26 protein-coding genes and 1 pseudogene are annotated in these 23,368 nt (G+C 63.3%); 14 read left to right on the top strand and 13 right to left on the bottom strand.

Going from position 1 to position 23,368, the window contains the following annotated elements:
• Window positions 1–5: 5 nt before the first annotated feature.
• On the bottom strand, window positions 6–470 hold the full coding sequence (smpB, locus tag RBT42_RS01090) for an SsrA-binding protein SmpB (protein WP_320361792.1): 465 nt from the start codon (window positions 468–470) through the stop codon (window positions 6–8).
• Between the two features lie 46 nt (window positions 471–516).
• On the opposite strand from smpB, the gene RBT42_RS01085 reads away from it, so the two are divergent.
• On the top strand, window positions 517–996 hold the full coding sequence (locus RBT42_RS01085) for a type II toxin-antitoxin system RatA family toxin (protein ID WP_320361790.1): 480 nt from the start codon (window positions 517–519) through the stop codon (window positions 994–996).
• Between the two features lie 52 nt (window positions 997–1,048).
• Window positions 1,049–1,402: an RnfH family protein gene (locus RBT42_RS01080; protein ID WP_320361788.1), complete on the top strand. Its 354-nt coding sequence runs from the start codon at window positions 1,049–1,051 to the stop codon at window positions 1,400–1,402.
• Window positions 1,403–1,426: 24 nt separating this feature from the next.
• On the opposite strand, the gene RBT42_RS01075 is transcribed toward RBT42_RS01080, so the two are convergent.
• Window positions 1,427–1,954, bottom strand: a complete 528-nt coding sequence (locus tag RBT42_RS01075; protein WP_320361786.1) for a DUF4124 domain-containing protein — start codon at window positions 1,952–1,954, stop codon at window positions 1,427–1,429.
• A 126-nt stretch (window positions 1,955–2,080) separates the two neighbouring features.
• Here RBT42_RS01075 and guaB point away from each other — a divergent pair, with 126 nt between their 5' ends.
• The 3 genes from guaB (at window position 2,081) to guaA (ending at window position 6,500) form a co-directional block, all read left to right on the top strand.
• Window positions 2,081–3,553 (top strand): IMP dehydrogenase, encoded by a 1,473-nt coding sequence (guaB, locus tag RBT42_RS01070; protein ID WP_320361783.1) that lies wholly within the window; start codon window positions 2,081–2,083, stop codon window positions 3,551–3,553.
• A gap of 50 nt (window positions 3,554–3,603) precedes the next feature.
• Window positions 3,604–4,857 carry an MFS transporter gene (locus tag RBT42_RS01065; protein ID WP_320361782.1) on the top strand — a complete coding sequence of 418 codons (1,254 nt, stop codon included), beginning with the start codon at window positions 3,604–3,606 and terminating at the stop codon, window positions 4,855–4,857.
• 62 nt (window positions 4,858–4,919) lie between these two features.
• Window positions 4,920–6,500 (top strand): glutamine-hydrolyzing GMP synthase, encoded by a 1,581-nt coding sequence (guaA, locus tag RBT42_RS01060; RefSeq protein WP_320361781.1) that lies wholly within the window; start codon window positions 4,920–4,922, stop codon window positions 6,498–6,500.
• Window positions 6,501–6,887: 387 nt separating this feature from the next.
• Here the strand turns inward: guaA and RBT42_RS01055 are convergent, their stop codons facing one another.
• Window positions 6,888–7,262, bottom strand: a complete 375-nt coding sequence (locus RBT42_RS01055) for a hypothetical protein (protein WP_320361779.1) — start codon at window positions 7,260–7,262, stop codon at window positions 6,888–6,890.
• On the opposite strand from RBT42_RS01055, the gene RBT42_RS01050 reads away from it, so the two are divergent.
• Window positions 7,261–7,455, top strand: coding sequence for a hypothetical protein (locus RBT42_RS01050; RefSeq protein WP_320361778.1), 195 nt, complete (start codon window positions 7,261–7,263; stop codon window positions 7,453–7,455). The two genes, RBT42_RS01055 and RBT42_RS01050, sit on opposite strands and share 2 nt — an antisense overlap.
• A 57-nt stretch (window positions 7,456–7,512) precedes the next feature.
• A complete protein-coding gene (locus RBT42_RS01045; RefSeq protein ID WP_320361777.1) occupies window positions 7,513–8,433 on the top strand; it encodes a DMT family transporter in 921 nt (306 codons plus the stop codon).
• 15 nt (window positions 8,434–8,448) lie between these two features.
• Here RBT42_RS01045 and cutA read toward each other — a convergent pair whose 3' ends face one another.
• The 4 genes from cutA to RBT42_RS01025 all read right to left on the bottom strand — a co-directional run bounded on the left by cutA (window position 8,449) and on the right by RBT42_RS01025 (window position 10,179).
• Window positions 8,449–8,763, bottom strand: coding sequence for a divalent-cation tolerance protein CutA (cutA, locus tag RBT42_RS01040; RefSeq protein WP_320361776.1), 315 nt, complete (start codon window positions 8,761–8,763; stop codon window positions 8,449–8,451).
• Entirely contained in the window at window positions 8,760–9,068 is a 309-nt protein-coding gene (locus RBT42_RS01035; RefSeq protein WP_320361775.1) for a cupin domain-containing protein, read from the bottom strand. The genes cutA and RBT42_RS01035 overlap by 4 nt, the downstream gene beginning before the upstream one ends.
• A gap of 53 nt (window positions 9,069–9,121) precedes the next feature.
• The gene (locus RBT42_RS01030) at window positions 9,122–9,586 is read right to left on the bottom strand and encodes a hypothetical protein (RefSeq protein WP_320361774.1); all 465 of its coding nucleotides are present in this window, start codon (window positions 9,584–9,586) and stop codon (window positions 9,122–9,124) included.
• 119 nt (window positions 9,587–9,705) lie between these two features.
• Window positions 9,706–10,179, bottom strand: a complete 474-nt coding sequence (locus tag RBT42_RS01025; RefSeq protein ID WP_320361773.1) for a ribonuclease HI family protein — start codon at window positions 10,177–10,179, stop codon at window positions 9,706–9,708.
• 97 nt (window positions 10,180–10,276) lie between these two features.
• Between RBT42_RS01025 and RBT42_RS01020 the strand changes: the two genes are divergently transcribed.
• Window positions 10,277–10,528 (top strand): hypothetical protein, encoded by a 252-nt coding sequence (locus RBT42_RS01020; protein WP_320361771.1) that lies wholly within the window; start codon window positions 10,277–10,279, stop codon window positions 10,526–10,528.
• Between the two features lie 72 nt (window positions 10,529–10,600).
• Complete coding sequence (tadA, locus tag RBT42_RS01015; protein ID WP_320361769.1) at window positions 10,601–11,206, top strand: tRNA adenosine(34) deaminase TadA; 606 nt, start codon at window positions 10,601–10,603, stop codon at window positions 11,204–11,206.
• 36 nt (window positions 11,207–11,242) lie between these two features.
• Here tadA and RBT42_RS01010 read toward each other — a convergent pair whose 3' ends face one another.
• The 3 genes from RBT42_RS01010 to RBT42_RS01000 all read right to left on the bottom strand — a co-directional run bounded on the left by RBT42_RS01010 (window position 11,243) and on the right by RBT42_RS01000 (window position 14,045).
• Complete coding sequence (locus RBT42_RS01010) at window positions 11,243–11,818, bottom strand: NAD(P)H-dependent oxidoreductase (protein WP_320361768.1); 576 nt, start codon at window positions 11,816–11,818, stop codon at window positions 11,243–11,245.
• A gap of 54 nt (window positions 11,819–11,872) precedes the next feature.
• The gene (locus RBT42_RS01005; RefSeq protein ID WP_320361766.1) at window positions 11,873–12,289 is read right to left on the bottom strand and encodes a MerR family transcriptional regulator; all 417 of its coding nucleotides are present in this window, start codon (window positions 12,287–12,289) and stop codon (window positions 11,873–11,875) included.
• A 70-nt stretch (window positions 12,290–12,359) separates the two neighbouring features.
• A complete protein-coding gene (locus RBT42_RS01000; RefSeq protein WP_320361764.1) occupies window positions 12,360–14,045 on the bottom strand; it encodes an electron transfer flavoprotein-ubiquinone oxidoreductase in 1,686 nt (561 codons plus the stop codon).
• Window positions 14,046–14,273: 228 nt separating this feature from the next.
• Here RBT42_RS01000 and RBT42_RS00995 point away from each other — a divergent pair, with 228 nt between their 5' ends.
• The 5 genes and pseudogenes from RBT42_RS00995 to rmuC all read left to right on the top strand — a co-directional run bounded on the left by RBT42_RS00995 (window position 14,274) and on the right by rmuC (window position 18,678).
• Complete coding sequence (locus RBT42_RS00995; RefSeq protein WP_320361762.1) at window positions 14,274–15,059, top strand: SDR family oxidoreductase; 786 nt, start codon at window positions 14,274–14,276, stop codon at window positions 15,057–15,059.
• An 86-nt stretch (window positions 15,060–15,145) separates the two neighbouring features.
• A complete protein-coding gene (locus RBT42_RS00990) occupies window positions 15,146–15,616 on the top strand; it encodes a thioesterase family protein (protein ID WP_320361760.1) in 471 nt (156 codons plus the stop codon).
• 118 nt (window positions 15,617–15,734) lie between these two features.
• Window positions 15,735–16,442: pseudogene (locus tag RBT42_RS00985) on the top strand (CoA transferase subunit A).
• 2 nt (window positions 16,443–16,444) lie between these two features.
• A complete protein-coding gene (locus RBT42_RS00980) occupies window positions 16,445–17,089 on the top strand; it encodes a CoA transferase subunit B (protein WP_320361758.1) in 645 nt (214 codons plus the stop codon).
• 101 nt (window positions 17,090–17,190) lie between these two features.
• Complete coding sequence (gene rmuC, locus RBT42_RS00975) at window positions 17,191–18,678, top strand: DNA recombination protein RmuC (RefSeq protein WP_320361757.1); 1,488 nt, start codon at window positions 17,191–17,193, stop codon at window positions 18,676–18,678.
• Between the two features lie 26 nt (window positions 18,679–18,704).
• Here rmuC and hemH read toward each other — a convergent pair whose 3' ends face one another.
• Genes hemH through RBT42_RS00960 form a run of 3 tightly spaced genes read right to left on the bottom strand, consistent with a single transcriptional unit; the run spans window position 18,705 to window position 23,285 of the window.
• Window positions 18,705–19,811, bottom strand: a complete 1,107-nt coding sequence (gene hemH / locus RBT42_RS00970; RefSeq protein ID WP_320361756.1) for a ferrochelatase — start codon at window positions 19,809–19,811, stop codon at window positions 18,705–18,707.
• Window positions 19,808–22,291 carry an ATP-binding protein gene (locus tag RBT42_RS00965; protein ID WP_320361755.1) on the bottom strand — a complete coding sequence of 828 codons (2,484 nt, stop codon included), beginning with the start codon at window positions 22,289–22,291 and terminating at the stop codon, window positions 19,808–19,810. Before RBT42_RS00965 ends, hemH begins: the two co-directional genes overlap by 4 nt.
• A gap of 58 nt (window positions 22,292–22,349) precedes the next feature.
• Entirely contained in the window at window positions 22,350–23,285 is a 936-nt protein-coding gene (locus RBT42_RS00960) for an adenylate/guanylate cyclase domain-containing protein (protein WP_320361753.1), read from the bottom strand.
• Window positions 23,286–23,368: the final 83 nt, after the last annotated feature.

Genomic DNA, 23,368 nt, shown 5'->3' with positions numbered 1-23,368 from the left:
CAGCCTCAGTCCTTCGGACTGGATGAGACCTTATGTCTCATCAATCGGCCTTTTTCACGTTCCCAATCGCGGTCCTTGATGGTGTTGCGCTTGTCGTGCTCGGCCTTGCCCTTGGCCAGGGCGATGTCCGCCTTCACGCGGCCGCCCTTCCAGTGCAGGTTCAGCGGCACAATGGTGTAGCCCTTTTGCTCCGTCTTGCCGATCAAGCGGCGGATCTGCTCGCGGTGCATCAGCAGCTTCTTGATGCGGTCGGCATCGGGCTTGATGTGGGTGGAGGCCGAGCGCAGGGCGTTGATGCGCAGCCCGATCAGGTACAGCTCGCCATCCTTGATCACGACATAGCCGTCGGTCATCTGCACCTGTCCCTCGCGGATGGCTTTCACTTCCCACCCTTCCAGCACCACACCCGCCTCGAAGCGCTCCTCGATGTGGTAGTTGAAATGGGCTTTTCTGTTTTCTGCGATGGACATGTTGTAGCGCGGCAGCTCGCCAGCGTCTTTAAAATACCGACATTCTATGAAGCACGTTCACAAGTCTGTCTTGCTTTGGTACTCACCCCGTGAAATGTATGGGCTGGTGACCGGCGTTCAAGACTACCCTCAATTCCTGCCCTGGTGCGACCGCGCCGAGGTTATCGACACCCACGACGACGGTGTGACCGCCCGCGTGCACATGGCCATTGCCGGCGTGCGACAGGCCTTCACCACGCGCAACGTCAACGACCCGGGGCGCAGCGTGACCATGAACCTGGTGGACGGCCCGTTCTCGAAACTCGAAGGGACCTGGCGCTTCGTGCCCCTGCAAAAGCCCGGACAGGCCGGTGATCCGTCGACGGACCCTGCCGATGCGCCCGCTTGCAAGGTCGAGTTCTCGCTGAGCTACGCTTTTTCCAGCAAGGCCCTGTCCCTCGTGGTCAGCCCGGTCTTCGATCGCATTGCCAACACCTTTGTCGAGTCCTTCGTCAAGCGTGCCGAGCAGGTCTATGGCCCCCGTTGAGTCTACTGTCACAGAGCCTGTCTCTGCCTCCACCGTACCACTCACCGTCGAGGTGGCCGTCAGTGTTGCCCCCCGCGAGGTGCAACGCGTGCGTCTGCAGGTGCCCGCCGGCAGCACCGTGCGTGACGCCTTGCTGGCCTGTGGCCTGATGTCGAACGTGCCCGGTCTGAGCCCGGAAACCTTGAGTGCAGGCCAATGGGCGGTGGGGGTGTGGGGGCGCAAGGAGCGCCTGGGTCATCCCTTGCGCGACCAAGATCGCATCGAACTCGTACGGCCGCTGGTGGTGGACCCCAAAGAGGCCCGTCGCCTGCGTTACCAGGACCACTTGAAGAAGTGGCCCAAGGGCTCGCAGCGCATCAAGCCCAGCGCCAAGGGCAAAAAAATGGCCCCGTCCAGCGGGGCCTGAGGGGGTGAGCCAGGCTGGCTCGCCTCACTTGCAGTTGGCGCGGATGGCGTCCTGCGTGCGCTGCATCTCGTCAGCGCGACCCTTGTCGTCCAGGATCTCGCGCTCGCCCTTGGCATTGGTGCGCGAGATGCGGATGCCGTCATTCAAGGTGCGCTCGTAAGCCCGGGCGCGCTCGCAGTTTTCGGCGCGCGCCTTGGCCAGTTTGGCATCCTCGGCTTGCTGCTTGGCCTTTTCCTCTTCCTCGAGCTTGCGGCGCTTGGCGTCGAGTTCGTTCTCGCCCGCCTTGCTCGCAGCCGGCGCCGTGCGGCCAGCGGCCACCGGGGCCGATGCGGCCTCGACCGGCTGGGTCACGATGCGTGCCGTGCTGGCCCGTGGCTTGGCCAGGATGGCCGACTCCGGCGTGCCTTGGGGTGGGGGCCGGTCGCTGTACTGGATCGAGCCGTTGGCATCGCGCCATTTCCACTGGCCGCTGGCCAGGGCCGGCGTGCAGACGACCGCACTCGCGGACAGAATCAGAGCCAGAACGTGAGGGGCGTAATGCGCGTGTTTCATGACAACCAGTTTAGCCAAGGACGGCCAGATCATCCACGTGAATGAATGTAAATACGCGGACATCTTCACGCTGGCGAACAGGGCATCGCTCCGCGTATAATCGACTTTTGCGTCTGGAGCCTGTTCATGCGCCTGCTTGGTAAAGCCCTCACGTTTGACGACGTGTTGTTGGTGCCCGCGTATTCTGAAGTGTTGCCCCGCGACACATCGCTGGCCACCCGTCTCACCCGCAACATTCAGTTGAATTTGCCGCTCGTGTCCGCCGCGATGGACACCGTCACGGAAGCCCGTCTGGCGATCACCATCGCCCAGGAAGGCGGCATCGGGATCATCCACAAAAACATGACGGCCCGTCAGCAGGCCGCCGAAGTCGCGCGCGTCAAGCGCTACGAATCCGGCATCCTGCGCGATCCGATCACCATCTCCTCGGGCGTCAAGGTCCGCGAAGTGATCGAGCTGTCTCAGCAGCACGGCATCTCCGGCTTCCCCGTCGTCGACGAGGGCAAGGTCGTGGGCATCGTGACTGGTCGCGATCTGCGTTTCGAGACCCGTCTCGACGCCCCGGTGCGTGAGATCATGACCCCGCGTGAGCGTCTGATCACGGTCAAGGAAGGCACCTCACAGGCCGAAGCCAAGGCCCTGATGCACCAGCACAAGCTGGAGCGCGTGTTGATGATCAGCGACAACAACGAGTTGCGCGGCGTCTTCACCGTCAAGGACATCACCAAGCAGAACACCTTCCCCAACGCTGCCCGTGACTCGCATGGCAAGCTGCGTGTGGGCGCTGCAGTGGGCGTGGGTGAGGGCACCGAAGAGCGCGTGGAACTGCTGGTCAAGGCCGGCGTCGACGTGCTGGTGGTCGACACCGCCCACGGCCACAGCCGTGGCGTGATCGAGCGCGTGCGCTGGGTCAAGCAAAACTTCCCGCAGGTCGACGTCATCGGCGGCAACATCGCCACCGGCGCAGCTGCCCTGGCCCTGGTCGAAGCCGGCGCCGATGCGGTCAAGGTCGGCATCGGCCCCGGCTCCATCTGCACCACCCGCATCGTGGCCGGTGTGGGTGTGCCCCAGATCATGGCCATCGACAGTGTGGCCACCGCGCTGCAAGGCACGGGCGTGCCCCTGATCGCCGACGGCGGTATCCGCTACTCCGGTGACATTGCCAAGGCCATCGCCGCCGGCGCCAGCACCGTGATGATGGGCGGCATGTTCGCCGGCACCGAAGAGGCGCCGGGCGAAGTCATCCTGTTTCAGGGCCGCAGCTACAAGAGCTACCGTGGCATGGGCTCGATCGGTGCCATGAAGGACGGCTCCGCTGACCGCTACTTCCAGGAAAACGACGAAGGCGCCAACCCCAACGCCGACAAGCTTGTGCCGGAAGGTATCGAAGGTCGCGTGCCTTACAAGGGTTCGGTCATCACCATCATTTACCAGATGGCTGGTGGCTTGCGTGCGTCCATGGGCTACTGCGGTTGCGGCACCATCGAAGAGATGCGCAACAAGGCCGAGTTCGTCGAGATCACGTCGGCTGGCATCCGCGAAAGCCACGTCCACGACGTGCAGATCACCAAGGAAGCGCCCAACTACCGCATGGAGTGATGGGCTCTGGCCCTTGCCGGCCGCCTTTCTGAACCACTGACAGGATGCCAATGGGTTCGACAAGCGGCCGCCAGGCGGCCATGCCATTCATCATGGTGACGGTCCTGCTCGACATGATGTCGATCGGGATCATTGCACCGGTGCTGCCCAAGCTGATCGGGTCCTTCATGGACTCGGGCGCGGGCACATCGTTCGCCTATGGGGCCGCGCAAGCGGCCTTTGCCATTGCGCAGTTCTTCAGCGCTCCCGTCCTGGGTGCGCTCTCTGACCGCTATGGTCGCCGCCCGGTGCTCTTGCTCGGGCTGGTCGGCATGGCGATCAACTTCTTCGTCACGGCCCTGGCCAACGCCTTCTGGATGCTGCTGGCCGTGCGCATCATGGGCGGCGCCATGTGCGCCAACATTGCCGTGGCCAATGCCTATGTGGCCGACATCACCGAACCCAAAGACCGGGCCAAGAACTACGGTCTGCTGGGTGCCATGTTCGGGCTGGGCTTCATCCTGGGCCCGGTCATGGGCGGCGTGCTTGGCGACATCGACGTCCACTGGCCCTTTTTCCTGGCCGGCTCCCTGACCCTGCTCAACGCGGTCTACGGCTACTTTGTGCTGCCCGAGTCCCTGCCGACCGAACACCGTCGCAGTTTCGAGTTGGTGCGGGCCAACCCCTTCACCTCGCTGGCCCGCCTGCGCCAACTCAAGGGCGTCGAGACCCTGATGTGGATCATGGGCCTGTCGATCCTCGCGCAGTTCTGCCTGCACACCATCTGGTTCCTGTACACCGAGTTCAAGTTCGGCTGGACCCCGAAGGACAACGGGTACTCGCTGTTCGCGGTGGGCGTGATGGCCGTGATCGTGCAGGGTGGCCTGCTGCGCCAGTTCCAGAAGCACATTCCCTTGCGCCGACTGGTGAGCGTGGGCCTGATCTCGTCCACCCTGTGCTACCTGGCCTATGGGCTGGTGCCCCAGGGCTGGATGATGTACATCATCATCTTCGTCAACATCTTTGGCTACATGGTGCAGCCGGGCCTGCAAAGCCTGGTCGCCAATGCCGTGGACCCCAGCCGCCAGGGCGAGAGCATGGGGGCCGTGTCCTCCATCAACAGCGTGGCGGCCATGTTGGGCCCCATTCTGGCCGCCCCCTTGCTGGCCGTGGCGTCCGCCTACCCACAGGGTGACTGGCGCATCGGCATTCCCTTCTACCTGTGTGCGGCCGTCCAAGGGGTGGCGGCCATCATCGGTTTTCGTTATTTCAGCCGGACCCGCCATGCGCATGACGCTGCCCTGGCCGGGCGTGCCAAGGCCTGAAGCCCCGGCCCGCGCACGATCCGCATCCACATCGCGTCAGATTGATTCCCCGAGATTCCACCATGCATGACAAGATCCTGATCCTCGACTTCGGCTCCCAGGTCACCCAGCTGATCGCCCGCCGTGTGCGCGAAGCCCACGTCTACTGCGAGATTCACCCCAACGACGTCTCGGACGAGTTCATCAAGTCCTTCGGCGCCAAGGGCATCATCCTGTCGGGCAGCCACGCCAGCACCTACGAAGACCACCAGCTGCGCGCGCCGCAGGCCGTGTGGGACGCTGGGGTGCCGGTGTTGGGCATCTGCTACGGCATGCAGACCATGGCCGTGCAGCTGGGCGGCGAAGTGTCGTGGAGCGACACCCGTGAGTTCGGTTACGCCGAGGTGCGTGCCCACGGTCATACCAAGCTGCTTGATGGCATCCAGGACTTCGCCACTCCTGAAGGCCACGGCATGCTCAAGGTGTGGATGAGCCACGGTGACAAGGTCACGACCCTGCCGCCCGGTTTCAAGCTGATGGCCTCGACACCCAGCTGCCCGATCGCCGGCATGGCCAACGAAGAGAAGCACTACTACGCCGTGCAGTTCCACCCCGAGGTCACGCACACCGTGCAGGGCCACGCCATGCTGACGCGTTTCGTGCGCGAGATCAGCGGCTGCAAGGGTGACTGGATCATGGGCGACTACATCGAAGAAGCCGTCGCCAAGATCCGCGAGCAGGTGGGTGACGAAGAGGTCATCCTCGGCCTGTCGGGCGGCGTGGACTCGTCGGTGGCTGCGGCCCTGATCCACCGCGCCATTGGCGATCAGCTGACCTGCGTCTTCGTGGACCACGGCCTGTTGCGGCTGAACGAAGGCAAGATGGTGATGGAGATGTTCGCCGGCCGTCTGCATGCCAAGGTCGTGCACATCGACGCCGCCGACCAGTTCCTGGGGCACCTCAAGGGCGTGACCGACCCGGAACAAAAGCGCAAGATCATCGGCCGCGAGTTCGTGGAGGTGTTCCAGGCCGAGGCCAAGAAGCTGAGCAACGCCAAGTGGCTGGCGCAAGGCACCATTTACCCGGACGTGGTGGAATCGGGCGGCACGCACACCAAGAAGGCCACCATCAAGAGCCATCACAACGTGGGCGGTCTGCCCGAAACGCTGGGCCTGAAGCTGCTGGAGCCGTTGCGCGAGCTGTTCAAGGACGAAGTGCGCGAGCTGGGCGTGGCCCTGGGCCTGCCGCACGACATGGTCTACCGTCACCCCTTCCCGGGCCCGGGTCTGGGCGTGCGCATCCTGGGCGAGGTCAAGCCCGAGTTTGCCGACCTGCTCAAGCGCGCCGACGCCATCTTCATCGAAGAGCTGCGCAACTGCATCGACCCCGAAACCGGCAAGAGCTGGTACGACCTGACCAGCCAGGCTTTCACGGTGTTCCTGCCGGTCAAGAGCGTGGGCGTGATGGGTGACGGCCGCACTTACGAGTACGTCGTGTCCCTGCGTGCCGTGCAGACCAGCGACTTCATGACCGCCGACTGGGCCGAACTGCCTTACAGCCTGCTCAAGAAGGTGTCCGGCCGCATCATCAATGAAGTGCGCGGCATCAACCGCGTGGCTTACGACGTGTCGAGCAAGCCGCCTGCCACGATCGAGTGGGAATGAAACAGAATCGGTTCTGCATCGTTCAAGAGTGTTCAGCAGAACCGAGTTTCTCTAATTAAATCGATGACTTGCATGACGATTCGAGTTCGGGATCGTTCAGCTTCAGTCATCAGGGGGAAAACTGGAAAGACGGTAAATCTGGCAGCAAAATTGCGGCGCCGTGCAAACCTTCGCGCCGATACTGTCAAGTGGTTTTGACGGTGTTGGGGGAGGGCGCAAGGACCGGTGAGGCTGCTGGGGGGGCGCGCTACTTGGATGGGATACTTAGAGTTCTCTCATGGAATGGCAAGCCTGAGTCGCAAAAAAAACCCCGCTACGTCAGCAGCGGGGTATTGTTAGCTTGAACCCAATTTCCCGTGCAAGCACAGGTTTTCTGCATTTACCTCGTCAACGCTTGGCGTTGTTAAGGTCGTGGTCACTCACACGATTGTTGTGAAAGAAGACTGTCAGCGTGCGACTTTTAGTGACGGCTTTCTTGGCTGTTGACACGCCGTAAACGGGTATGAAACTGACGGCGGAATCAATCAGGGAGTTGTTCACCTCATCGATTTCGTATACCCAGTGTCGTGGACCGGCGGGGCCCTCACTGGTCATGTCTGGTTTGCCATAAATGCGGCGAACGTCGTCAGGTGTGGCAACGCCGACTTTCAGGTTCTCTTTGAGTGCGGCGGGGCTGTATTTATCCGTTCCTGTGCTTGGCATGGTTTCGCAGGCAGAAAGTGACAGCGTGAGAAGGATCGACAAGAATACTTTTTTAAACATGTTTCATTTGATGCAAAAATGGACGTTTAAAGAAAGGTTCAAGAAAGATTTGGTAGAATGTATTGTTCTGGCGCTGATAGTATCAGAAAATGAGCAACGCGCTGCGTGTCATCTGGCCGAGGCCGAGAGCGAGCGGACTTGGGCGATCGGGCGCGGCGACAGTTTGATCTGGGCCGAGTCGCCCATGCGCTGATGTGTCCTTGATGGAGCGGACATTAGCTTTGATTGGCACCACCTTGAGGATCCTCACTTGACCACGCCACGCGCGCCTGTATCAGACATGGGCAAAGGCCTGCTGGCGGCCTTGGCCGTTGTGTTTTTTTGGTCGGGCTTCAACATCGTGTCGCGATTTGGGGCGACGGCCGCATTCACCCCGTACGACATTGCGGCCATCCGCTTTGGGGTGTCGGGTGCCATCGCTTTGCCTTTGTTCCTGCGCTACGTGCCTCGCGTGGACTGGGCCAAACATGCGGTGCTTTCACTGCTGGGCGGCTTGGGGTATTGCACGCTTGCCTACGTCGGTTTTGCCTACGCGCCGGTCTCTCATGCCGGCGTGTTCGTCAATGGCGGGATCGGCTTTTGGACCATTCTCATCATGGCGTTCATGACGGGCTTTCACATTGCCCGCCAGACCGTGGTGGCCCTGCTTTTGACAACCAGTGGTCTGCTGCTGATCGGTTACGAGAGCCTCTTTGCCAAGAGTGACGGAGACCAGTGGATAGGGGATTTGTTGTTTCTGGCTGCAGCTCTGACCTATGCGGTTTACGGTCTGCTGGTGAGGCGATGGCAGATCCGGCCTCAGCCGGGTGTGTTGGGACTCGCGACCATCTCGGCAATGGTGTACCTGCCGGTATATGCCTGCTTCTTGCCCAGCACCATGGGCGAGGCCACCTGGGGTGCCATCAGCCTGCAAGCGGTGTATCAAGGTGTCGTGATCGCGTTTCTGGGAGTTGGCATGTACAGCTACGCGGTTCAGAAAATCGGCGCGAGCGAGGCTTCCCTGATGCTGGCCTTGGTGCCTGCTGTATCGGCCGTGGGCGGGTTGCTGATCCTGGGCGAGCAACTCGGCTTCGTTGCCGTGATCGGCATCGTCGTGGTGTCCATTGGCGCGGTGCTCGGTGCGTTGCCACCAGGCAAGCTGAAGCTGGTGCCTTGGTTCATGGCTCGGTGAGCCTCATGTCTCACCTCATGGCCCGGTTTGCGCGGTGACCCACTCTGCGTAGGGGGGCAACGCCTGGCTTACCGGTACGGCGTAGACGGCGGGCAGCTCATAAGGGTGGTGTTCGCAGATGGTTGCCTCCAACGCCGGATAGCGCTCTGACGTGGTCTTCAGCATCAGCCGATGCTCCTGATCGTGCTGAATGGCGCCGTCCCAGCGATAAATGCTGTCGACGACGTCGATCTGTGCGCAGGCGACAAGCCCACGCTCCACCAGCATCTGAGCCAACTCACGGGCGGATTCGGCGTTGGGCAGGGTGGTGAAAACGGCCAGCAGGGTCATGGTGTGGGGTGCAGGTGAACCGCCAGCCACAAGGCGCCGTCGGACACCTGCAAAACCGTGTGAGGGGTCTGCGCAGGCAGGAACAGATGGTTGCCGGACTTGAGCGTTACCTCGTGCCCATCGACGTCCAGCACGGCCTGTCCTTGCAGCAGCAGCACCCATTCGTCTTGTGGTTGCACATAGCGTTCGTGCGCAATGCGGGGGGAACTGACGATGCGCTCGATGGTCAGGCCCTTGTGGCGCAAGAGCACATCGAAACGCTCACCTTCCAGCGGTGGGGTGAGGTCTGCAAACAGGTTATCCATGAGGGAGTGGCCCGCCGGGCGTGTGAGCCCAACGGGCGGCCTGGCCAGGTGAATCAGGTGGAGTAACGGGCGTCATCGACCACGACGTCGTGGCCCAGGATCTCGGCACCCAGATGACCTTCGGGGGGGCGCCCGAAGAATGGCGCGCCGGGCTCGTCAAAAAGATAAACGTCGGCCTGCAAAGCGCCGCAATGCCCGCAGTGGTTGGTCAGACGCAACTCGCCATCGGCGTCTGGCTCGTCCACCCGCAGGTTGGGCGCCAGAAGGCGCAGGGACTGGGTCAGGGCTTCGGGCGGGTTCGCAATGCCGTGCACATAGGTACGAGCTTGGCCTGATTCGCCGAGGTCCACCACGTCACTGGCCACCAGGGCATGGACCTGGGTCAGGCTGTGGCACTTCCAGCAAGTGGCCGTGGAGGTGCGCAAGTGGAGGGGGGCCACCAAGCGCATGCCTTGGTCTGCGTCTGTGGTGGGGGCTGCGGCCTGGCCGATGTTCTTCTGACTGTAGGTATGAGGCATGCCAACGTCCTTGGAGGTGGTGGAGAACACACTGACCTGTGCAGCGTAGCGCAGAAGTGGCGTCCGGCAAACCCAGGGAGTTGCGCATCTGCGCCGAATCCGCCTCCGGTGGACCTGTCTCAGCGCTTGTGGCGAGGACGCTTAGGTGGCGGGGAGGGCGTCTTCGGGGGCATGCCCAAGGCCTGTCGCGCGAGCGCGTCGGCCTCCGTATTGCGGTGGCGCGGTAGCCAGCGCACGACGCAGGGGTCAAAGTGGGTCAGCATCTCGCGTGCCTCGTCAAAGAGGGAGGCCAGGCGCGCAATGGGACGGGCGTTGGCTTGCATCAGTTGCTCGACCAGCACACTGTTGTCGCTGTACACCTCCACGCCACAGCCAGTGCCTGGCAGGGAACGCAAGGCGGCCATCACCGCACGCAATTCGGCTTCGTTGTTGCAGCCAATGGTGTGTGTGGCTTGCGTGAGCGTTTGCCGGGTGCCGTCGGGGGCGATCAGCACCGCCCCCAGCCCCATGCGTCCTGGGTTGGGCAGCGCACTGCCGTCGCAGTGGATGACCCAGGAGGCGCCGATCGGGCTGTCAGAGGAGGAGGCAGGCATCGGGGAGTGCAATCAGCAAGGCCACGGGCGCACAATGCAGGTGTCAGGGGTGCGCATGGCGCGCCGTTCGTCTCATTGTCCCCGATCGGAAACACGCATGAGAATTCTCAGCCTCTTGTCTTTGGTGGTGGTCTTGCTCATTGTGGCGGTGGTGGCCAAGAAGCAGTTGGGCATCGTGCAGCCCGCGGCGCCGGCCGCCTCGGTGGCCAGTGATGCGGTGACCGCGCCAAACGTGAGCACGCCGCAACAGGCACGTCAGCTGCCCCAGCAGGTGCAGACCGACGTCAACAACATGATGCAAAACCGCAGTGAGCAGCTTGAGGAAGAGTTGGAGAGCAAGCAGCCCTGAACGGCGCATCGCGGGAAGGCGGGCGTCCACCGTGATAATGTGCCCCCTTGTCTGATTTCACCTGTGCGCTCCATGATCCTGCCGTCCGACGAAGTTGCCATGCGCATCGCTCTTGATCAGGCTCACAACGCCTGGTTGGCGGGGGAGGTGCCGGTAGGGGCGGTCATCATGCGTGAGGGGCAGGTGATTGCCACCGGCTACAACCGCCCGATCACCACGCACGACCCCACGGCACATGCCGAGATCGTGGCCTTGCGTCACGCAGCGCAGTTGCTCGAAAACTATCGCTTGCCAGATTGCGAGTTGTTCGTCACGCTGGAGCCGTGTGCCATGTGCGCGATGGCCCTGATGCACGCGCGTTTCAAGCGCGTGGTGTTTGCGGCCACCGATCCGAAGACCGGCGTGGCGGGCTCGGTGACAGACCTGTTCGCCATGCGCCAACTCAACCACCACACCCAGATCGTGGGCGGTGTGCTGGCCGACGCCAGCAGTCAGCTGCTCAAGCATTTTTTTGCCGAGCGTCGTGCGCAGATCAAGGCCGAGCGCGATGCGCGTCAGGCGGCGGCCTCCCGTCAGGCCATGAATGGGCTGGAGGTCATTGAGCCTGATCCCCAGCACGAGCCGATTCCCCTGCCGCAGGTGATCGACGGCGAGACGGACGGCGAGCTGGGGCGTTGAGCCTGGCGATGTCGCGAGCCCGCGCAGCACGCTGTGTCACAGCTTCGCCAGGCGCCTGACATCGGCAAGCCAGCGTTCACGAAGTGCGGGTGTGGAACTGACCACGGGCGCGTACAGGGTACTGCTCAGCAACTTGAGACCGCAAAATGCCAAGACGGTATGTTTCATCTGACGCCATGCGGGGCGGCCATAAGCCAAGCGGTCGTACCAACCTGGGGTGTCTTGCGTGACGATGATGCGCGTCGTTCGACCTTTGAGCAATCTGTCCCAGCGAAGATGGCCTGGGTGAAACTTGTAGGCGAAGCCAGGCAGAAGCACCCGGTCCAGAAAGCCTTTGAGCAGAGCAGGGAGGCCGCCCCACCACACCGGGTAGATCCAGACGATCTCTTGAGCCCACAGCATAGCGGTCTGTGCCGCTTGCAAATCCGCCTCCAGCGCTTGCTCGCCTCGATAAGCAGCGTGCAAGATGGGATCAAAGCGCAAGGCGTGCAGGTCAAGACGGCGTAGCTCTCTTCCCGCTTGTTGTGCAGCTTCAGCATAAGCATCGGCCAAGGCGGCATTGAAGCTGGCGGGGTTCGGGTGGCCAAGGATAAGCAGCGTGCGGATGGTCATGGGGCCTCCGGAGTTGGCGAGCCTAAATGCTGAACCTTGCCCCCGGAGGAAAGGTCAAGACCTCGTCAGTTCTGTCGTCAACATGGCACAGTCCAACTCGGAGGCGATCAGCCCAGGCAAGGTGGCCTGCAGGTCCGCGAGTTCGGTGTCGAGCTTCTGAAGGCGGGCCATTTCCATCGCCACGGCTTTTCGCTTCAGGTCCAGAGCCTTGACGAAACGGGGCCAATCGGGCGTGCAACCATCGGTGCCCAGTCCTCGCAACTCCGCCAGCGTGAAGCCCAGACTCTGCGCTTTGCGGATCAAGCGAATCGCATCGATGTGTTCTGGGCGATAAAGGCGGTAGGTGCCACGGCGCGGCACAGCGGGAATCAGGCCGAGCGATTCATAGTGGCGGATGGCTTTTGCACTCACGCCCGTGTGCTGCGAAACCTGTCCGATGGTGAGGTAAGGGAGCTTGCCGTGAGCGGACATGGCGCCAAGCATAGCTCAGTGATGGAGCCCATAAAAAAGGAGTCCCGAGGGACTCCTTTTTGCGTCTGGCTTACATGCCAGCGTAGTTCGGACCGCCACCGCCCTCAGGCGTGACCCAGACGATGTTCTGGGTCGGGTCCTTGATGTCGCAGGTCTTGCAGTGAACGCAGTTCTGCGCGTTGATTACCAGGCGATCGCTGTTGTCGTCGTTCTTGACGAACTCGTACACGCCAGCCGGGCAGTAACGCGACTCCGGGCCACCGAACTTGGCCAGGTTCACGTTGACGGGCACCGAGGCGTCCTTGAGCGTGAGGTGAGCCGGTTGGTGCTCTTCGTGGTTCGTGTTCGAGATGAACACCGAGCTCAGGCGATCGAAGGTGATCTTGCCATCAGGCTTCGGATACTCGATCTTGGGCATCGACGCAGCCGGTTGCAGATAGGTGTGATCGGCAGCCGTGCGGTGGATGGTCCAGGGCGGCGACTTGACGCCCAGCTTGGGCAGCAGCCAGTGCTCGATGCCAGTCATCAGCATGCCAACGTACATGCCCTTCTTGAACCACTGCTTGAAGTTCTTGGAGGTGTCCAGCTCTTCCTTGAGCCAGCTCTTCTCGAACGAGGCAGGGTAGGCGCTCAGCTCGTCGTGCTGACGGTCGGCGTTCAGGGCGTCGAAGATGGCGTCGGCGCACAGCATGCCGGTCTTCATCGCGGCGTGCGAGCCCTTGATGCGGGCAGCGTTCAGGTAACCGGCGTCACAACCGACCAGGGCACCGCCCGGGAACACGGTCTTGGGCAGTGACAGGATGCCGCCGGCCGTGATGGCGCGGGCGCCGTAGCTCAGGCGCTTGGCGCCTTCCAGTACGGGCTTGATGCTGGGGTGGGTCTTCCAGCGCTGCATTTCCTCGAAGGGGCTCAGCCAGGGGTTCTTGTAGTCCAGGCCGGTCACAAAGCCGAGGGTGACCTTGTTGTCTTCCAGGTGGTACAGGAAGCCGCCACCATAGGTCTGGGTGTCCATCGGCCAGCCAGCGGTGTGCACCACCAGGCCAGGCTGAGCCTTGGCCGGGTCGATTTCCCACAGTTCCTTGATGCCGATGGCGTAGCTTTGCGGATCCTTGCCTTCGTCCAGCTTGAACTTGGCGATCAGTTGCTTGCCCAGGTGGCCACGTGCACCTTCTGCGAAGATGGTGTATTTGCCCAGCAGTTCCATGCCCAGCTGGAAGTTGTCGGTCGGCTCGCCCGACTTGTCCACGCCCATGTTGCCGGTGGCGACGCCCTTGACTGAGCCATCGTCGTTGTACAGCACTTCGGCAGCAGCGAAGCCAGGGAAGATTTCCACGCCCAGGTTCTCGGCCTGTTGGGCCAGCCAGCGGGTGACGGCACCCAGGCTGATCACGTAGTTGCCGTGGTTGTGGAAGTTGTTGGGGATCAGGGCCTGAGGCGTGGCGATGGCGCCGGTTTCGCTCAGCACCAGCACCTGGTCAGCCGTAACGGGCTGGTTCAGGGGCGCGCCCAGTTCCTTCCAGTTGGGGAACAGCTCGCTCATGGCGATCGGGTCCATCACGGCGCCCGACAGGATGTGTGCGCCAGGTTCGGAGCCCATTTCGAGCACGACGACGTTGACTTCCTTGCCGGCCTTCTCGGCGAGCTGCTTCAGGCGGTTGGCGGTGGACAGGCCAGCAGGGCCAGCGCCCACGATCACGACGTCATATTCCATCGACTCGCGGGGGCCAAACTGCTCAAGGATTTCCTGGGGCGTCATCGTGATTCCTTCTGTTTCTGACAAACAGCGTTCTGTTGTTATCGATCAAAAGCGCGATTCTATTCTGCTGAAGTGCAAAAATTCCTTGCCAGTTAGGCAAGGCACTTTTGCATTGCTGTCGCACAACTCGGGGTAAACCCCTGCATTGTGGGATTCCGTCTTTGACGGGTCAGACCGGCGCAGATGGCGTGCTAAGGTTTCTGCACCCATCACGAAGGATCTGTTCCCATGAGTTACACACTTGATCTGTCTGGCCGCGTGGCCCTGATCACCGGCGCGTCCAGTGGCCTGGGCATGCAGTTTGCGCGCACCCTGGCGGGGGCGGGCGCGGCGGTCGTGCTGGGGGGGCGTCGCCTGGAGCGTCTGAAGGACCTGCGCTCGGAGATCGAGGCGGCTGGCGGCGATGCCCATGTGGTCTCGCTGGACGTGACCAGTCTGGACAGCATCAAGTCAGCCGTGGCCCATGCCGAGACCGAGGTCGGCCCCATCGACATCCTCATCAACAACTCCGGGGTAAGCACCACAGAGCGTCTGGTCGATGTCACCGAGGAGGGCTTCGACCATGTCTTTGGCACCAACACGCGTGGCGCCTTTTTCATGGCTCAGGAAGTGGCCAAGCGCATGCTGGCGCGGGCCAAGGGCGCAGCGCCTGGGGTTTTCGCCGGAGGGCGCATCATCAACATCGCCTCGGCAGCTGGCTTGCGCACCTTGCCTCAAATTGGCGTGTATTGCATGAGCAAGGCAGCGGTCATCCACATGAGCAAGGTGATGGCCGCCGAGTGGGGGCGCTTTGGCATCACCACCAATGCCATCTGCCCGGGCTACATCGACACCGAGATCAACCACCACCATTGGGAAACCGAAGGTGGGCAGAAGCTGATCAAGATGCTGCCGCGCCAGCGCGTGGGGCGCCCTCAAGATCTCGATGCCCTGCTGGTCATGTTGTGTTCGGCGCAAAGTGATTTCATCAACGGCGCGATCATTTCCGCCGACGACGGCATGGCGGCGTCCTGAGCTTGAATCTGCGTGGCGCGCCCGTATCTGGGTAGTTTGCGCAGCCCGTTGGCTGAACCCACTGATTCGATATCTGAACCGACACCATGCGATTGGACATTCCCGAGCACAAGATCCTGGTCCATGAAACCGCGTTGCCCATTTTGTGGGGAGACATGGACAGCCTGGGTCACGTCAACAACACCGTCTACTTCAGGTACATGGAGCAGGCCCGGGTGACCTGGATCGAGGCCATGACCGGCAGCCTCACCGATGCCAAAGAGGGCCCGGTGATCGCCAATGCCTTTTTCAACTTCTACCAGCCGCTGGTTTTCCCCGGTGACCTGGTCGTGAAGTTGTATGTGGCCTCGCCGGGCCGCACGAGCATCGACACCTTCGTGACCATCGAGCGGCGCGACCAGCCGGGGCAGCACTATGCGGCCGGCGGCGCCACCCTCGTGTGGGTGAGCAACGAAGATGGCCGACCGGTGCCTCTGCCCGAACCCATCCGTGCATTGCAGGGCAAGCTGCCTGCGTTGCCGGGGGCGGACAAACCCCCTGCCTTGCCCAATCCTTGACGGTTAACTTCGAAGGTTTGGCTTTTTCGAGGGATGTCTGGTTTTTCATGACATCCCGGTGTACGCTTTCATTGCTGCGGTGCAGCATCAATAACCCCTGTTGCCAAGGAGTGAGTGGATGAACAAGGTCTATCCCGACGCCGCCAGTGCGCTGGCTGGGATCGTCAAAGACGGGCAGTTGCTCGCGGTGGGGGGCTTCGGCCTGTGTGGGATCCCGGAAGCCTTGATCGATGCCTTGCAGGCATCCGGCGTCAAGGACCTGACCGTCATCTCCAACAATGCGGGGGTGGACGGCTTTGGGTTGGGCAAGCTGCTCAACACCCGCCAGATCAAGAAGATGATCTCCAGCTACGTGGGCGAGAACAAGGAGTTCGAGCGCCAGTACCTGGCCGGCGAGCTCGAGCTGGAGTTCACCCCACAAGGCACGTTGGCCGAGAAGCTGCGCGCCGGCGGCGCCGGCATCCCCGCCTTCTTCACCAAGACGGGTGTGGGCACCCTGGTGGCCGAAGGCAAGGAAACGCGCGAGTTCGATGGCGAGGTCTATGTGATGGAGCGCGCCCTGGTGCCCGAGGTGGCCCTGGTCAAGGCGTGGAAGGCCGACAAGTCGGGCAACCTGATTTTTCGCCGCACCGCACGCAACTTCAACCCGGCTGCAGCCATGGCGGGCACGGTCACGATCGTGGAAGAGGAAGAAGTGGTCGAGACCGGCACTATCGATCCGGATGCCGTGCACCAGCCGGGCATCTAAGTGCACCGCATCGTGCTCAACACCACCCCCGAGAAGCGCATCGAAAAGCGCACCCTTCGTGAAACTGCTGGAGCCTGACCATGCCCTGGACCCATGACGAAATGGCGGCGCGTGCCGCACAGGAACTGCAAGACGGCTTCTATGTGAACCTGGGCATCGGCCTGCCGACCCTGGTGGCCAACCATGTGGCCCCCGACATCGACGTGTGGCTGCAGTCGGAAAACGGCATGCTGGGCATCGGCCCCTTCCCGACGGAAGACGAGGTGGACGCCGACCTGATCAACGCGGGCAAGCAGACCGTGACCGTGCTGCCGGGCTCGTCGATCTTCGGCTCGCATGAGAGCTTCGCGATGATCCGTGGCGGCAAGATCAACCTGTCCATCCTGGGCGCCATGCAGGTGTCCGAGAAGGGTGACCTGGCCAACTGGATGATCCCGGGCAAGATGGTCAAGGGCATGGGCGGTGCCATGGACTTGGTGGCCGGCGTCAAGCGCGTGGTCGTGCTGATGGAGCACAGCGCCAAGAATGGCGAGCACAAGCTGCTGCAGCACTGCACGCTGCCGCTGACCGGCGTGGGCGTGGTCGACCGCATCATCACCGAGTTGTGTGTGCTGGACGTGACGCCTGAAGGTTTCAAGTGTGTGGAACTGGCGCCAGGTGTGACCCCGGAAGAGATCCGCACCAAGACCGGGGCACATGTGCACCTGTCGCATCTCGAGGCCTGATGAGAGGCTGAGCGCGCGGCGCCCTGGCGCGCCCGTCGCCCACACCGAGGCTGCCTGCGGGCAGCCTTTTTCATGTGCAGGCCTCTGACACAATCGTGGTCATGAACTGGATCACCCTTGCGCTCTTGCTGCTCAATTTGGCCTTGCTGTTGTGGCTGGCCCTGAAGCCGGCCCGCTCCGATGACGAGGCGCTCGCGAAACTGGGGGCTGATCTGGGGGCGGAGTGGCGGCAGCGCTCGGAACAGCTGAGCCGCGAGGTGCGCGACGAGGTCGCACGCAGTGCTGTCGGCACCCGTCAGGAGTTGGCTGCATCGCTGGCCCTGTTCCAGCAGACCACGCTGGCGCACCATGGCGACACCACGCGCACTCAGAACGAACAGCTCGACAGCTTCCGGGTCCAGCTGGCGGGCTTCCAGCAGTCGCTCGCGGACAGCCAGCGCGACAGCATGCAGCAGCAGTCTCAGCAGGGGCTGGCCTTGCGTGAAGCTCAGTCCCTGAGCCTGGCACGGTTCACCGAAGCCCAGGAGGCCGCGTTGCGCCGACTGGGGGAGGGGGTCGCAGAGCAATTGCGCGTGCTCTCGGACGCCAACGAGCGCCGCCTGGGCGAGGTGCGACTGACGGTAGAGACACGTTTGCAGGCCTTGCAGGCCGACAACGAGAAGAAGCTCGAGCAGATGCGCCAGACGGTGGACGAGAAGCTGCACGCCACGCTGGAGGCCCGCCTGGGCGAAAGCTTCAAGCAGGTTGCCGAGCGCCTGGAGCAGGTGCACCGCGGCCTGGGCGACATGCAGAGACTGGCCAGCGATGTGGGCTCGCTCAACCGCGTGCTCAACAACGTCAAGACCCGCGGCATTTTTGGCGAGGTGCAATTGGCCGGCCTGCTGGAGCAGGTGTTCACGCCCGATCAGTACGCGGTCAACGTCGAGACCGTGCCGGGCAGCGGCGCACGGGTGGAGTTCGCCATTCGCCTGCCGGGCCAGGGCGGGGCCGATGGCGCGCCGGTGTGGTTGCCCATCGACGCCAAGTTCCCGCGCGAAGACTACGAACGCTTGCTGGAGGCGCAAGACAAGGCTGATGTGGCGGGCGTGGAAGCGGCGGCCAAGGCCTTGGAAGTGCGCCTGCGCCAGGAAGCCAAAACCATTCGCGACAAGTACCTGGCCCCGCCGCATACGGCCGACTTCGCCATTCTGTTTGTGCCCACCGAAGGCCTGTACGCGGAGGCCTTGCGCCGCCCGGGGCTGGTCGAGGCCCTGCTGCGCGAATGCCGCGTGATGCTGGCGGGCCCGACCACCTTGCTTGCCACGCTCAACAGCCTGCAGATGGGCTTTCGCACCCTGGCGCTGGAGAAGCGATCGTCCGAGGTCTGGCAGGTGCTGGGCGCGGTCAAGACCGAGTTCGGCAAGTTTGGCGACGTGCTGGCCAAGACTCGCAAGAAGCTGGACGAAGCCAGCAATACGATCTCGTCGGTCGAGACGCGCACCCGCGTCATGGGTCGGGCACTCAAACAGGTCGAAGCCATGCCGGACGCGCAGACGCAGGCCTTGTTGCCGGGCGAGCCCGACCTGACCGACGACTCACCTCAGGGGTGAGGTGACGACGCGCCGGCTGTGCGGGCTCAGTCTTTGGCGCCGGCAGCCAGCGCGCGATCCCGCTGACGGCTGAGGGCATCGGCCGACGGGAGCTGTTCCTTGCGCGTGGGCCAGCCTTGCAGATGCTGCTCGACCAGTTGGCTCAAGGCACGCATCCAGTCCAGCTGGTCGTTGAGGCAGGGAATGTAATGGAAGGTCTTGCCGCCACTGTTGAGGAAGGCCGCCTTGCCCTCCATCGCGATCTCTTCCAGGGTTTCAATGCAGTCTGAGACGAAGCCCGGGCAGACCACATCCACCCGTGCCGTGCCCGCTTTGGCCAGCGCGTGCAGCGTCGGCTCCGTGTAAGGCTCGAGCCACTTGGCCTTGCCAAAACGACTCTGGAACGTGACCACGTACTGCTCTCGGCTCAGCCCCAGGCGCTCGGCCAGCAGGCGTCCGGTCTTGAGACATTCACAGTGGTAAGGGTCACCCAGATCCAGCGTGCGACGTGGCATGCCGTGGAAGCTCATGAGCAGCTTGCCCTGATCGCCCAGTGGGCCGTTCTCCTGCCAGTGGCGGCGCACACTTTGGGCCAGCGCATCCAGATAGCCGGCGTCGTCATGGAAACGGTTGATGTGACGCAGTTCGGGCAGCAGGCGGGTTTGACGGCCCCAGGCAAACACCTCGTCCATCACGCTGGCGGTGGTGGCGCCGGAATACTGCGGGTACAAGGGCACGACCAGGATGCGCGTGGCGCCCTCGGCCTTGAGTTCGCTCAGGGCCTTGCCAATGGCCGGCTCGCCGTAACGCATGGCGTGGCGCACCAGCACCTGGTGACCCAACTCGCCCAGGAAACCCTGCAGCAGCTTCGTTTGCTTTTCGGTCCAGACGCGCAGCGGCGAGCCCTCCGGCGTCCAGATGCTGGCGTACTTCGCCGCCGATTTGCGTGGCCGCACGCGCAAGATGATGCCGTGCAGGATGGGCTTCCACAACAGGCGTGGGATCTCGACGACGCGCGGGTCGCTCAGAAACTGAGCCAGGTAGCGACGCAGAGCAGGGGCTGTGGGGGCCTCGGGTGTGCCGAGATTGACAAGCAAGACGCCGGTGCGGGGTTCTTGCCCGTGGCGAAAAGCAGGTTCTGGCTGGGTGCTCATGGCGGGGACTTCTTGTGATGGGCCAGTTGGGTCAGCTCGGTGGTGATCTGACGGATGTCGATGGGTTTGGTCCAGTACCCGGTGAAGCCGGCGGCCTTGGCGCGGGCAATGTCCTCGGGCATGGCGTCGGCCGAGCACATGTAGGCGGGCACGTCCGTCAGGCCCGGCAAGGCGCGCAGGGCTTTCAGCAGGGCCAGCCCATCCATGTCCGGCAGGTGGGCGTCGAGCACCAGCACCTCTGGTGTACCTTGGGCGACCAGATCGATCGCAGACTGCCCGTCCTCGGCCACCGTCAGCGTCAGTTGCTCGTAGGGGCGCAGCGCTTCCTCGAACAACATGGCATTGATGCGGTTGTCTTCGACATACAGGACCTGCAGCGGGGCCTGATCTGGCAAGTCTGACGTGGGCTGCATGGGCGGTTGGGGTGATCTGTCTGCGGACAGGGGGGCGTCGGCGTCAGAAGCCGGCTCGGACACCTGCGAAGGCACGCCTCGGTTCAAGGTGATGCTCACGCGGGTGCCCACACCCGGGCGGCTGTGGATCTGCAGTTCACCGCCCATGGCCTCGACCAACGACCGGGTGATGATAAGGCCAAGGCCTGACCCCTCGACGTTGGACATTTCTTTGCCCAGTCTTTCAAAGGGTTGAAACAGGCGCGTGAGTTGCGCCTCGCTCATGCCTGGTCCGTTGTCTTCGATGTGCAGCGTCAGACGCCCCGCGTCCAGGGTGTCGACCGTGAAGCGCACCAGGCCACCCGGTGCGTTGTATTTGATGGCGTTGGAGCCGAGGTTCATCACGACCTGGCTGAGGCGCTGGCGGTCGGCGCGCACCCGGCAGCCTGGGGCAATCTCGGGCAGCAAGGTGATGCGGTGACGTTGGGCCAAGGGCCCCAGCATGCTGATGCCCCGCTGGACGATGTCCGACAGATTCAGCTCTTCGCTCAGGCACTGGAGGTAGCCTGTCTCGATTTGCTGAAGGTCCAGCACATCGTTGACCAGGGCTGTCAGGTGCTCGCTGGCATCCAGAATGTGGCGGACATAGCCGAGGTGCCCCGCACTGTCGCCCGAGGGTGCGAGTTGGTGCTGCAGCAACTGGGCGAAGCCGCTGATGGCATTGAGCGGGGTGCGGATCTCGTGACTCATGCGCGAGACAAAGGCGCTCTTGGCCGCGTTGGCGGCTTCTGCGGCTTGCTTGCCGCGCAGCGTTTGCTCAGCCTCCCTGAGGGGCGTGATGTCGCGCGCCACAAACAGGACCTGCTTCTTGCCCATGGGGACCAGGCGGGCTTCGAAATGACGCAGGACCCCGTCGTTGGTCTGTAACTCGTACTCCAGCCGCTGCGGCTGTCCGGTGTTGCGGACACGCTCGATCGCCGCCTGCTGGAGCGATGCGACCTCCTTCGGCAGCTCGTGCCCGATGGCGTGGCTGCGCAGCTCCTCGATGGGGCGGATCAGGAGCGGGTGGGCGTCATGCCCATCTACGTAGTGGTTGGACTCGTCGAGTACAAACCAGATGTCGGGCAGGGCGTGCAGGACCGCACTCAGGCGTGCCTCGCTGTCACGCAGCTCGGCTTGTTGGGCCAGCAATTGCTCTTGAGCGTGGCGCATCTCCATCTCGGTCTGCACCTGCCGGGTGACATCGCGGTTGGAGCCACGGTAGCCCATGAAGGTGCCCTGACGGTCGAAGACCGGTAAACCGCTGATGCTGATGATCACGCGGCCCCTGGGGGTGTTGCGCTGTCCAAGCACATTGCTGAAAGGCTCTCTGCGCGAGCGGGCTTCCTGGAACTGGGCCCATTGTTTCGCGTACTCTTCCCCGGGCAGCGGCTCGTAGAAGTCCACGCCCTTGCAGCCGATCTCGTACTCCGGATCCAGACCCAGGTGCTGCACCATGCTGCTTGAGACCCAGACCAGCCTGCTGTCCCGGTCGGTCTCCCACAGCCAGTCGTGGCCAGCCAGGCTGGCCGTGCGCACCCGGGCATCCATGCGGCGGGCACGCTGCTTGTTCAATTCCGCCGTCAGCAGGGCGCTTGTCGCGCAGGCCACGTCGGCCAGGCCAGCCAGGTGCGTCGCACTCCACGGGCGGGCCTCAGTGTCCATCACGCACAGTGCACCCAGGGTCTGTCCCTCGACGACGAGCGGGTGCCCGGCATAGGCCGCAGGCCAGGCATCGGCCGGCAGGTGAGGGGGGCGCGCCAGCGCACGGGTGTCGGGTGCCTGCCAGGCACCATCGTGGGCCAGAGCTTGTGTGCTCAGAGCGTGCTCACGGCTTTGCCGCCTCGGCAGTGTCCCCACGCCCGCCAGCAGTTGCACGCAGTGGGCGTCGATCAGGTGGATGGCGGCCAGCGGGCTGCCCGTCTGCATGGCCGCCAAGCGCACCAGCGCCGCGAAGGCGGGTGGAGTCTCGGTCGCTTCCAGCAGGCGTGTGGCCTGCAGCAGGGCCACGCGGGTGTGTTCGGGGGTGATGGGGCCAGACCAACTCATGCCAACGGGCTCAGGACAAGGCCGGGGCGTGAGAGTGGGTTGGGCACGGAACGCACGGTCAGTACTGCGGCAGGGTGTCGGAGAAGCTCAGCACATCAAAGCGGATCTGGGTGCTGCTGGGGTCGTGAGGTGGTGCGCCCAGCGCGATCACGCCACTGCCGTGCAGCGTGCAGGTGCCACGTCGCAAGGTCATCACCTGGTCGTCATGGTCGAACTTCACGTGCGTGCCGTTGTAGCTGAGGTCGCTGAGGTAGAGCTGGCCGCTGTGCGATTCGATGCGTGCATGCGAGCGCGACACACGGGCGTCGCTCACACAGAACTGCGCCTGAGGACTGCGCCCCAGGATCACCGGCATGCTGGCGGTGGAAAACACCCGCTCTGCGCCCATCCAGACCAGGCGGATGCCGTCGGGCATGTCAGAGGGCAGGGTGTCGAACACCACGGTGGACATGGTGTCGCCAAAGCGGCTGCGCTCCATGCGCACCACCGAGACGGGCTCCTGACGCCCGCGCAGGTAGAGCTTGTCGATGCTGCGGAAGCGGTCGAGGTGGTCGGAGGGCAGCTGGCGCAACAGCTCGGCCGTGGTGAGGGTTTCGCTTTCACCGGCCAGGTCCAGCAGGCGCGCCGCCACATTGACCGCATCCCCGAAACAATCACCATCGACCTCGATGGTTTCGCCCCAGGCAATGGCCACCTTGAGCTTGACGGCGCCGTCTTTCGAGGCGTGTGCACCTTCGCCCGGCACGATGCGCTCCAGCGATTCGTGTAGCGAGGTCGAGGCCTCGACCGCGCGCTCGGCGTTGTCGAACACCGCCATGAGGCCGTCACCCAGTGTCTTGACCACGCGCCCCCCCGCGCCCTCGATGATCTGACCGAGCAGCGCGAGGCTGTGGGTCACGAGGCGAGCGGCTTCCTTGTTGCCCAGCTTGAGGTAGAGCGCCGTGCTGCTGCGCAGATCGGCAAACAGAATGGCTCTTTCCGTCGTGTTACCCATGAGGTGTGGTCTCGGTCAAGGAGCGTGGCGTCAGGCGTGAAGAAAGCACGTTATCAAGTGTGAATTTAGCAGCAATGCATGAA

Origin of the sequence: Aquabacterium sp. (assembly GCF_034003525.1) — a bacterium.
Classification (GTDB): Bacteria; Pseudomonadota; Gammaproteobacteria; order Burkholderiales; family Burkholderiaceae_C; genus Aquabacterium.
This window is presented reverse-complemented; position numbering and strand designations above follow the sequence as displayed.

What these genes read in the sequence shown, in the direction of transcription:
- RBT42_RS01055 (WP_320361779.1), bottom strand. Translation starts at nt 7,262, where the DNA reads ATGTTTAAAAAAGTATTCTTGTCGATCCTTCTCACGCTGTCACTTTCT.
- RBT42_RS00980 (WP_320361758.1), top strand. Translation starts at nt 16,445, where the DNA reads ATGCCCTGGACCCATGACGAAATGGCGGCGCGTGCCGCACAGGAACTG.
- RBT42_RS01050 (WP_320361778.1), top strand. Translation starts at nt 7,261, where the DNA reads ATGTTTCATTTGATGCAAAAATGGACGTTTAAAGAAAGGTTCAAGAAA.
- RBT42_RS00965 (WP_320361755.1), bottom strand. Translation starts at nt 22,291, where the DNA reads ATGAGTTGGTCTGGCCCCATCACCCCCGAACACACCCGCGTGGCCCTG.
- RBT42_RS01020 (WP_320361771.1), top strand. Translation starts at nt 10,277, where the DNA reads ATGAGAATTCTCAGCCTCTTGTCTTTGGTGGTGGTCTTGCTCATTGTG.
- guaA (WP_320361781.1), top strand. Translation starts at nt 4,920, where the DNA reads ATGCATGACAAGATCCTGATCCTCGACTTCGGCTCCCAGGTCACCCAG.
- RBT42_RS00995 (WP_320361762.1), top strand. Translation starts at nt 14,274, where the DNA reads ATGAGTTACACACTTGATCTGTCTGGCCGCGTGGCCCTGATCACCGGC.
- RBT42_RS01030 (WP_320361774.1), bottom strand. Translation starts at nt 9,586, where the DNA reads ATGCCTCATACCTACAGTCAGAAGAACATCGGCCAGGCCGCAGCCCCC.
- RBT42_RS01010 (WP_320361768.1), bottom strand. Translation starts at nt 11,818, where the DNA reads ATGACCATCCGCACGCTGCTTATCCTTGGCCACCCGAACCCCGCCAGC.
- RBT42_RS01000 (WP_320361764.1), bottom strand. Translation starts at nt 14,045, where the DNA reads ATGACGCCCCAGGAAATCCTTGAGCAGTTTGGCCCCCGCGAGTCGATG.
- RBT42_RS01085 (WP_320361790.1), top strand. Translation starts at nt 517, where the DNA reads ATGAAGCACGTTCACAAGTCTGTCTTGCTTTGGTACTCACCCCGTGAA.
- tadA (WP_320361769.1), top strand. Translation starts at nt 10,601, where the DNA reads ATGATCCTGCCGTCCGACGAAGTTGCCATGCGCATCGCTCTTGATCAG.
- RBT42_RS01035 (WP_320361775.1), bottom strand. Translation starts at nt 9,068, where the DNA reads ATGGATAACCTGTTTGCAGACCTCACCCCACCGCTGGAAGGTGAGCGT.
- RBT42_RS01065 (WP_320361782.1), top strand. Translation starts at nt 3,604, where the DNA reads ATGGGTTCGACAAGCGGCCGCCAGGCGGCCATGCCATTCATCATGGTG.
- RBT42_RS00990 (WP_320361760.1), top strand. Translation starts at nt 15,146, where the DNA reads ATGCGATTGGACATTCCCGAGCACAAGATCCTGGTCCATGAAACCGCG.
- rmuC (WP_320361757.1), top strand. Translation starts at nt 17,191, where the DNA reads ATGAACTGGATCACCCTTGCGCTCTTGCTGCTCAATTTGGCCTTGCTG.
- smpB (WP_320361792.1), bottom strand. Translation starts at nt 470, where the DNA reads ATGTCCATCGCAGAAAACAGAAAAGCCCATTTCAACTACCACATCGAG.
- RBT42_RS01025 (WP_320361773.1), bottom strand. Translation starts at nt 10,179, where the DNA reads ATGCCTGCCTCCTCCTCTGACAGCCCGATCGGCGCCTCCTGGGTCATC.
- cutA (WP_320361776.1), bottom strand. Translation starts at nt 8,763, where the DNA reads ATGACCCTGCTGGCCGTTTTCACCACCCTGCCCAACGCCGAATCCGCC.
- hemH (WP_320361756.1), bottom strand. Translation starts at nt 19,811, where the DNA reads ATGAGCACCCAGCCAGAACCTGCTTTTCGCCACGGGCAAGAACCCCGC.
- RBT42_RS01075 (WP_320361786.1), bottom strand. Translation starts at nt 1,954, where the DNA reads ATGAAACACGCGCATTACGCCCCTCACGTTCTGGCTCTGATTCTGTCC.
- RBT42_RS01005 (WP_320361766.1), bottom strand. Translation starts at nt 12,289, where the DNA reads ATGTCCGCTCACGGCAAGCTCCCTTACCTCACCATCGGACAGGTTTCG.
- RBT42_RS00960 (WP_320361753.1), bottom strand. Translation starts at nt 23,285, where the DNA reads ATGGGTAACACGACGGAAAGAGCCATTCTGTTTGCCGATCTGCGCAGC.
- guaB (WP_320361783.1), top strand. Translation starts at nt 2,081, where the DNA reads ATGCGCCTGCTTGGTAAAGCCCTCACGTTTGACGACGTGTTGTTGGTG.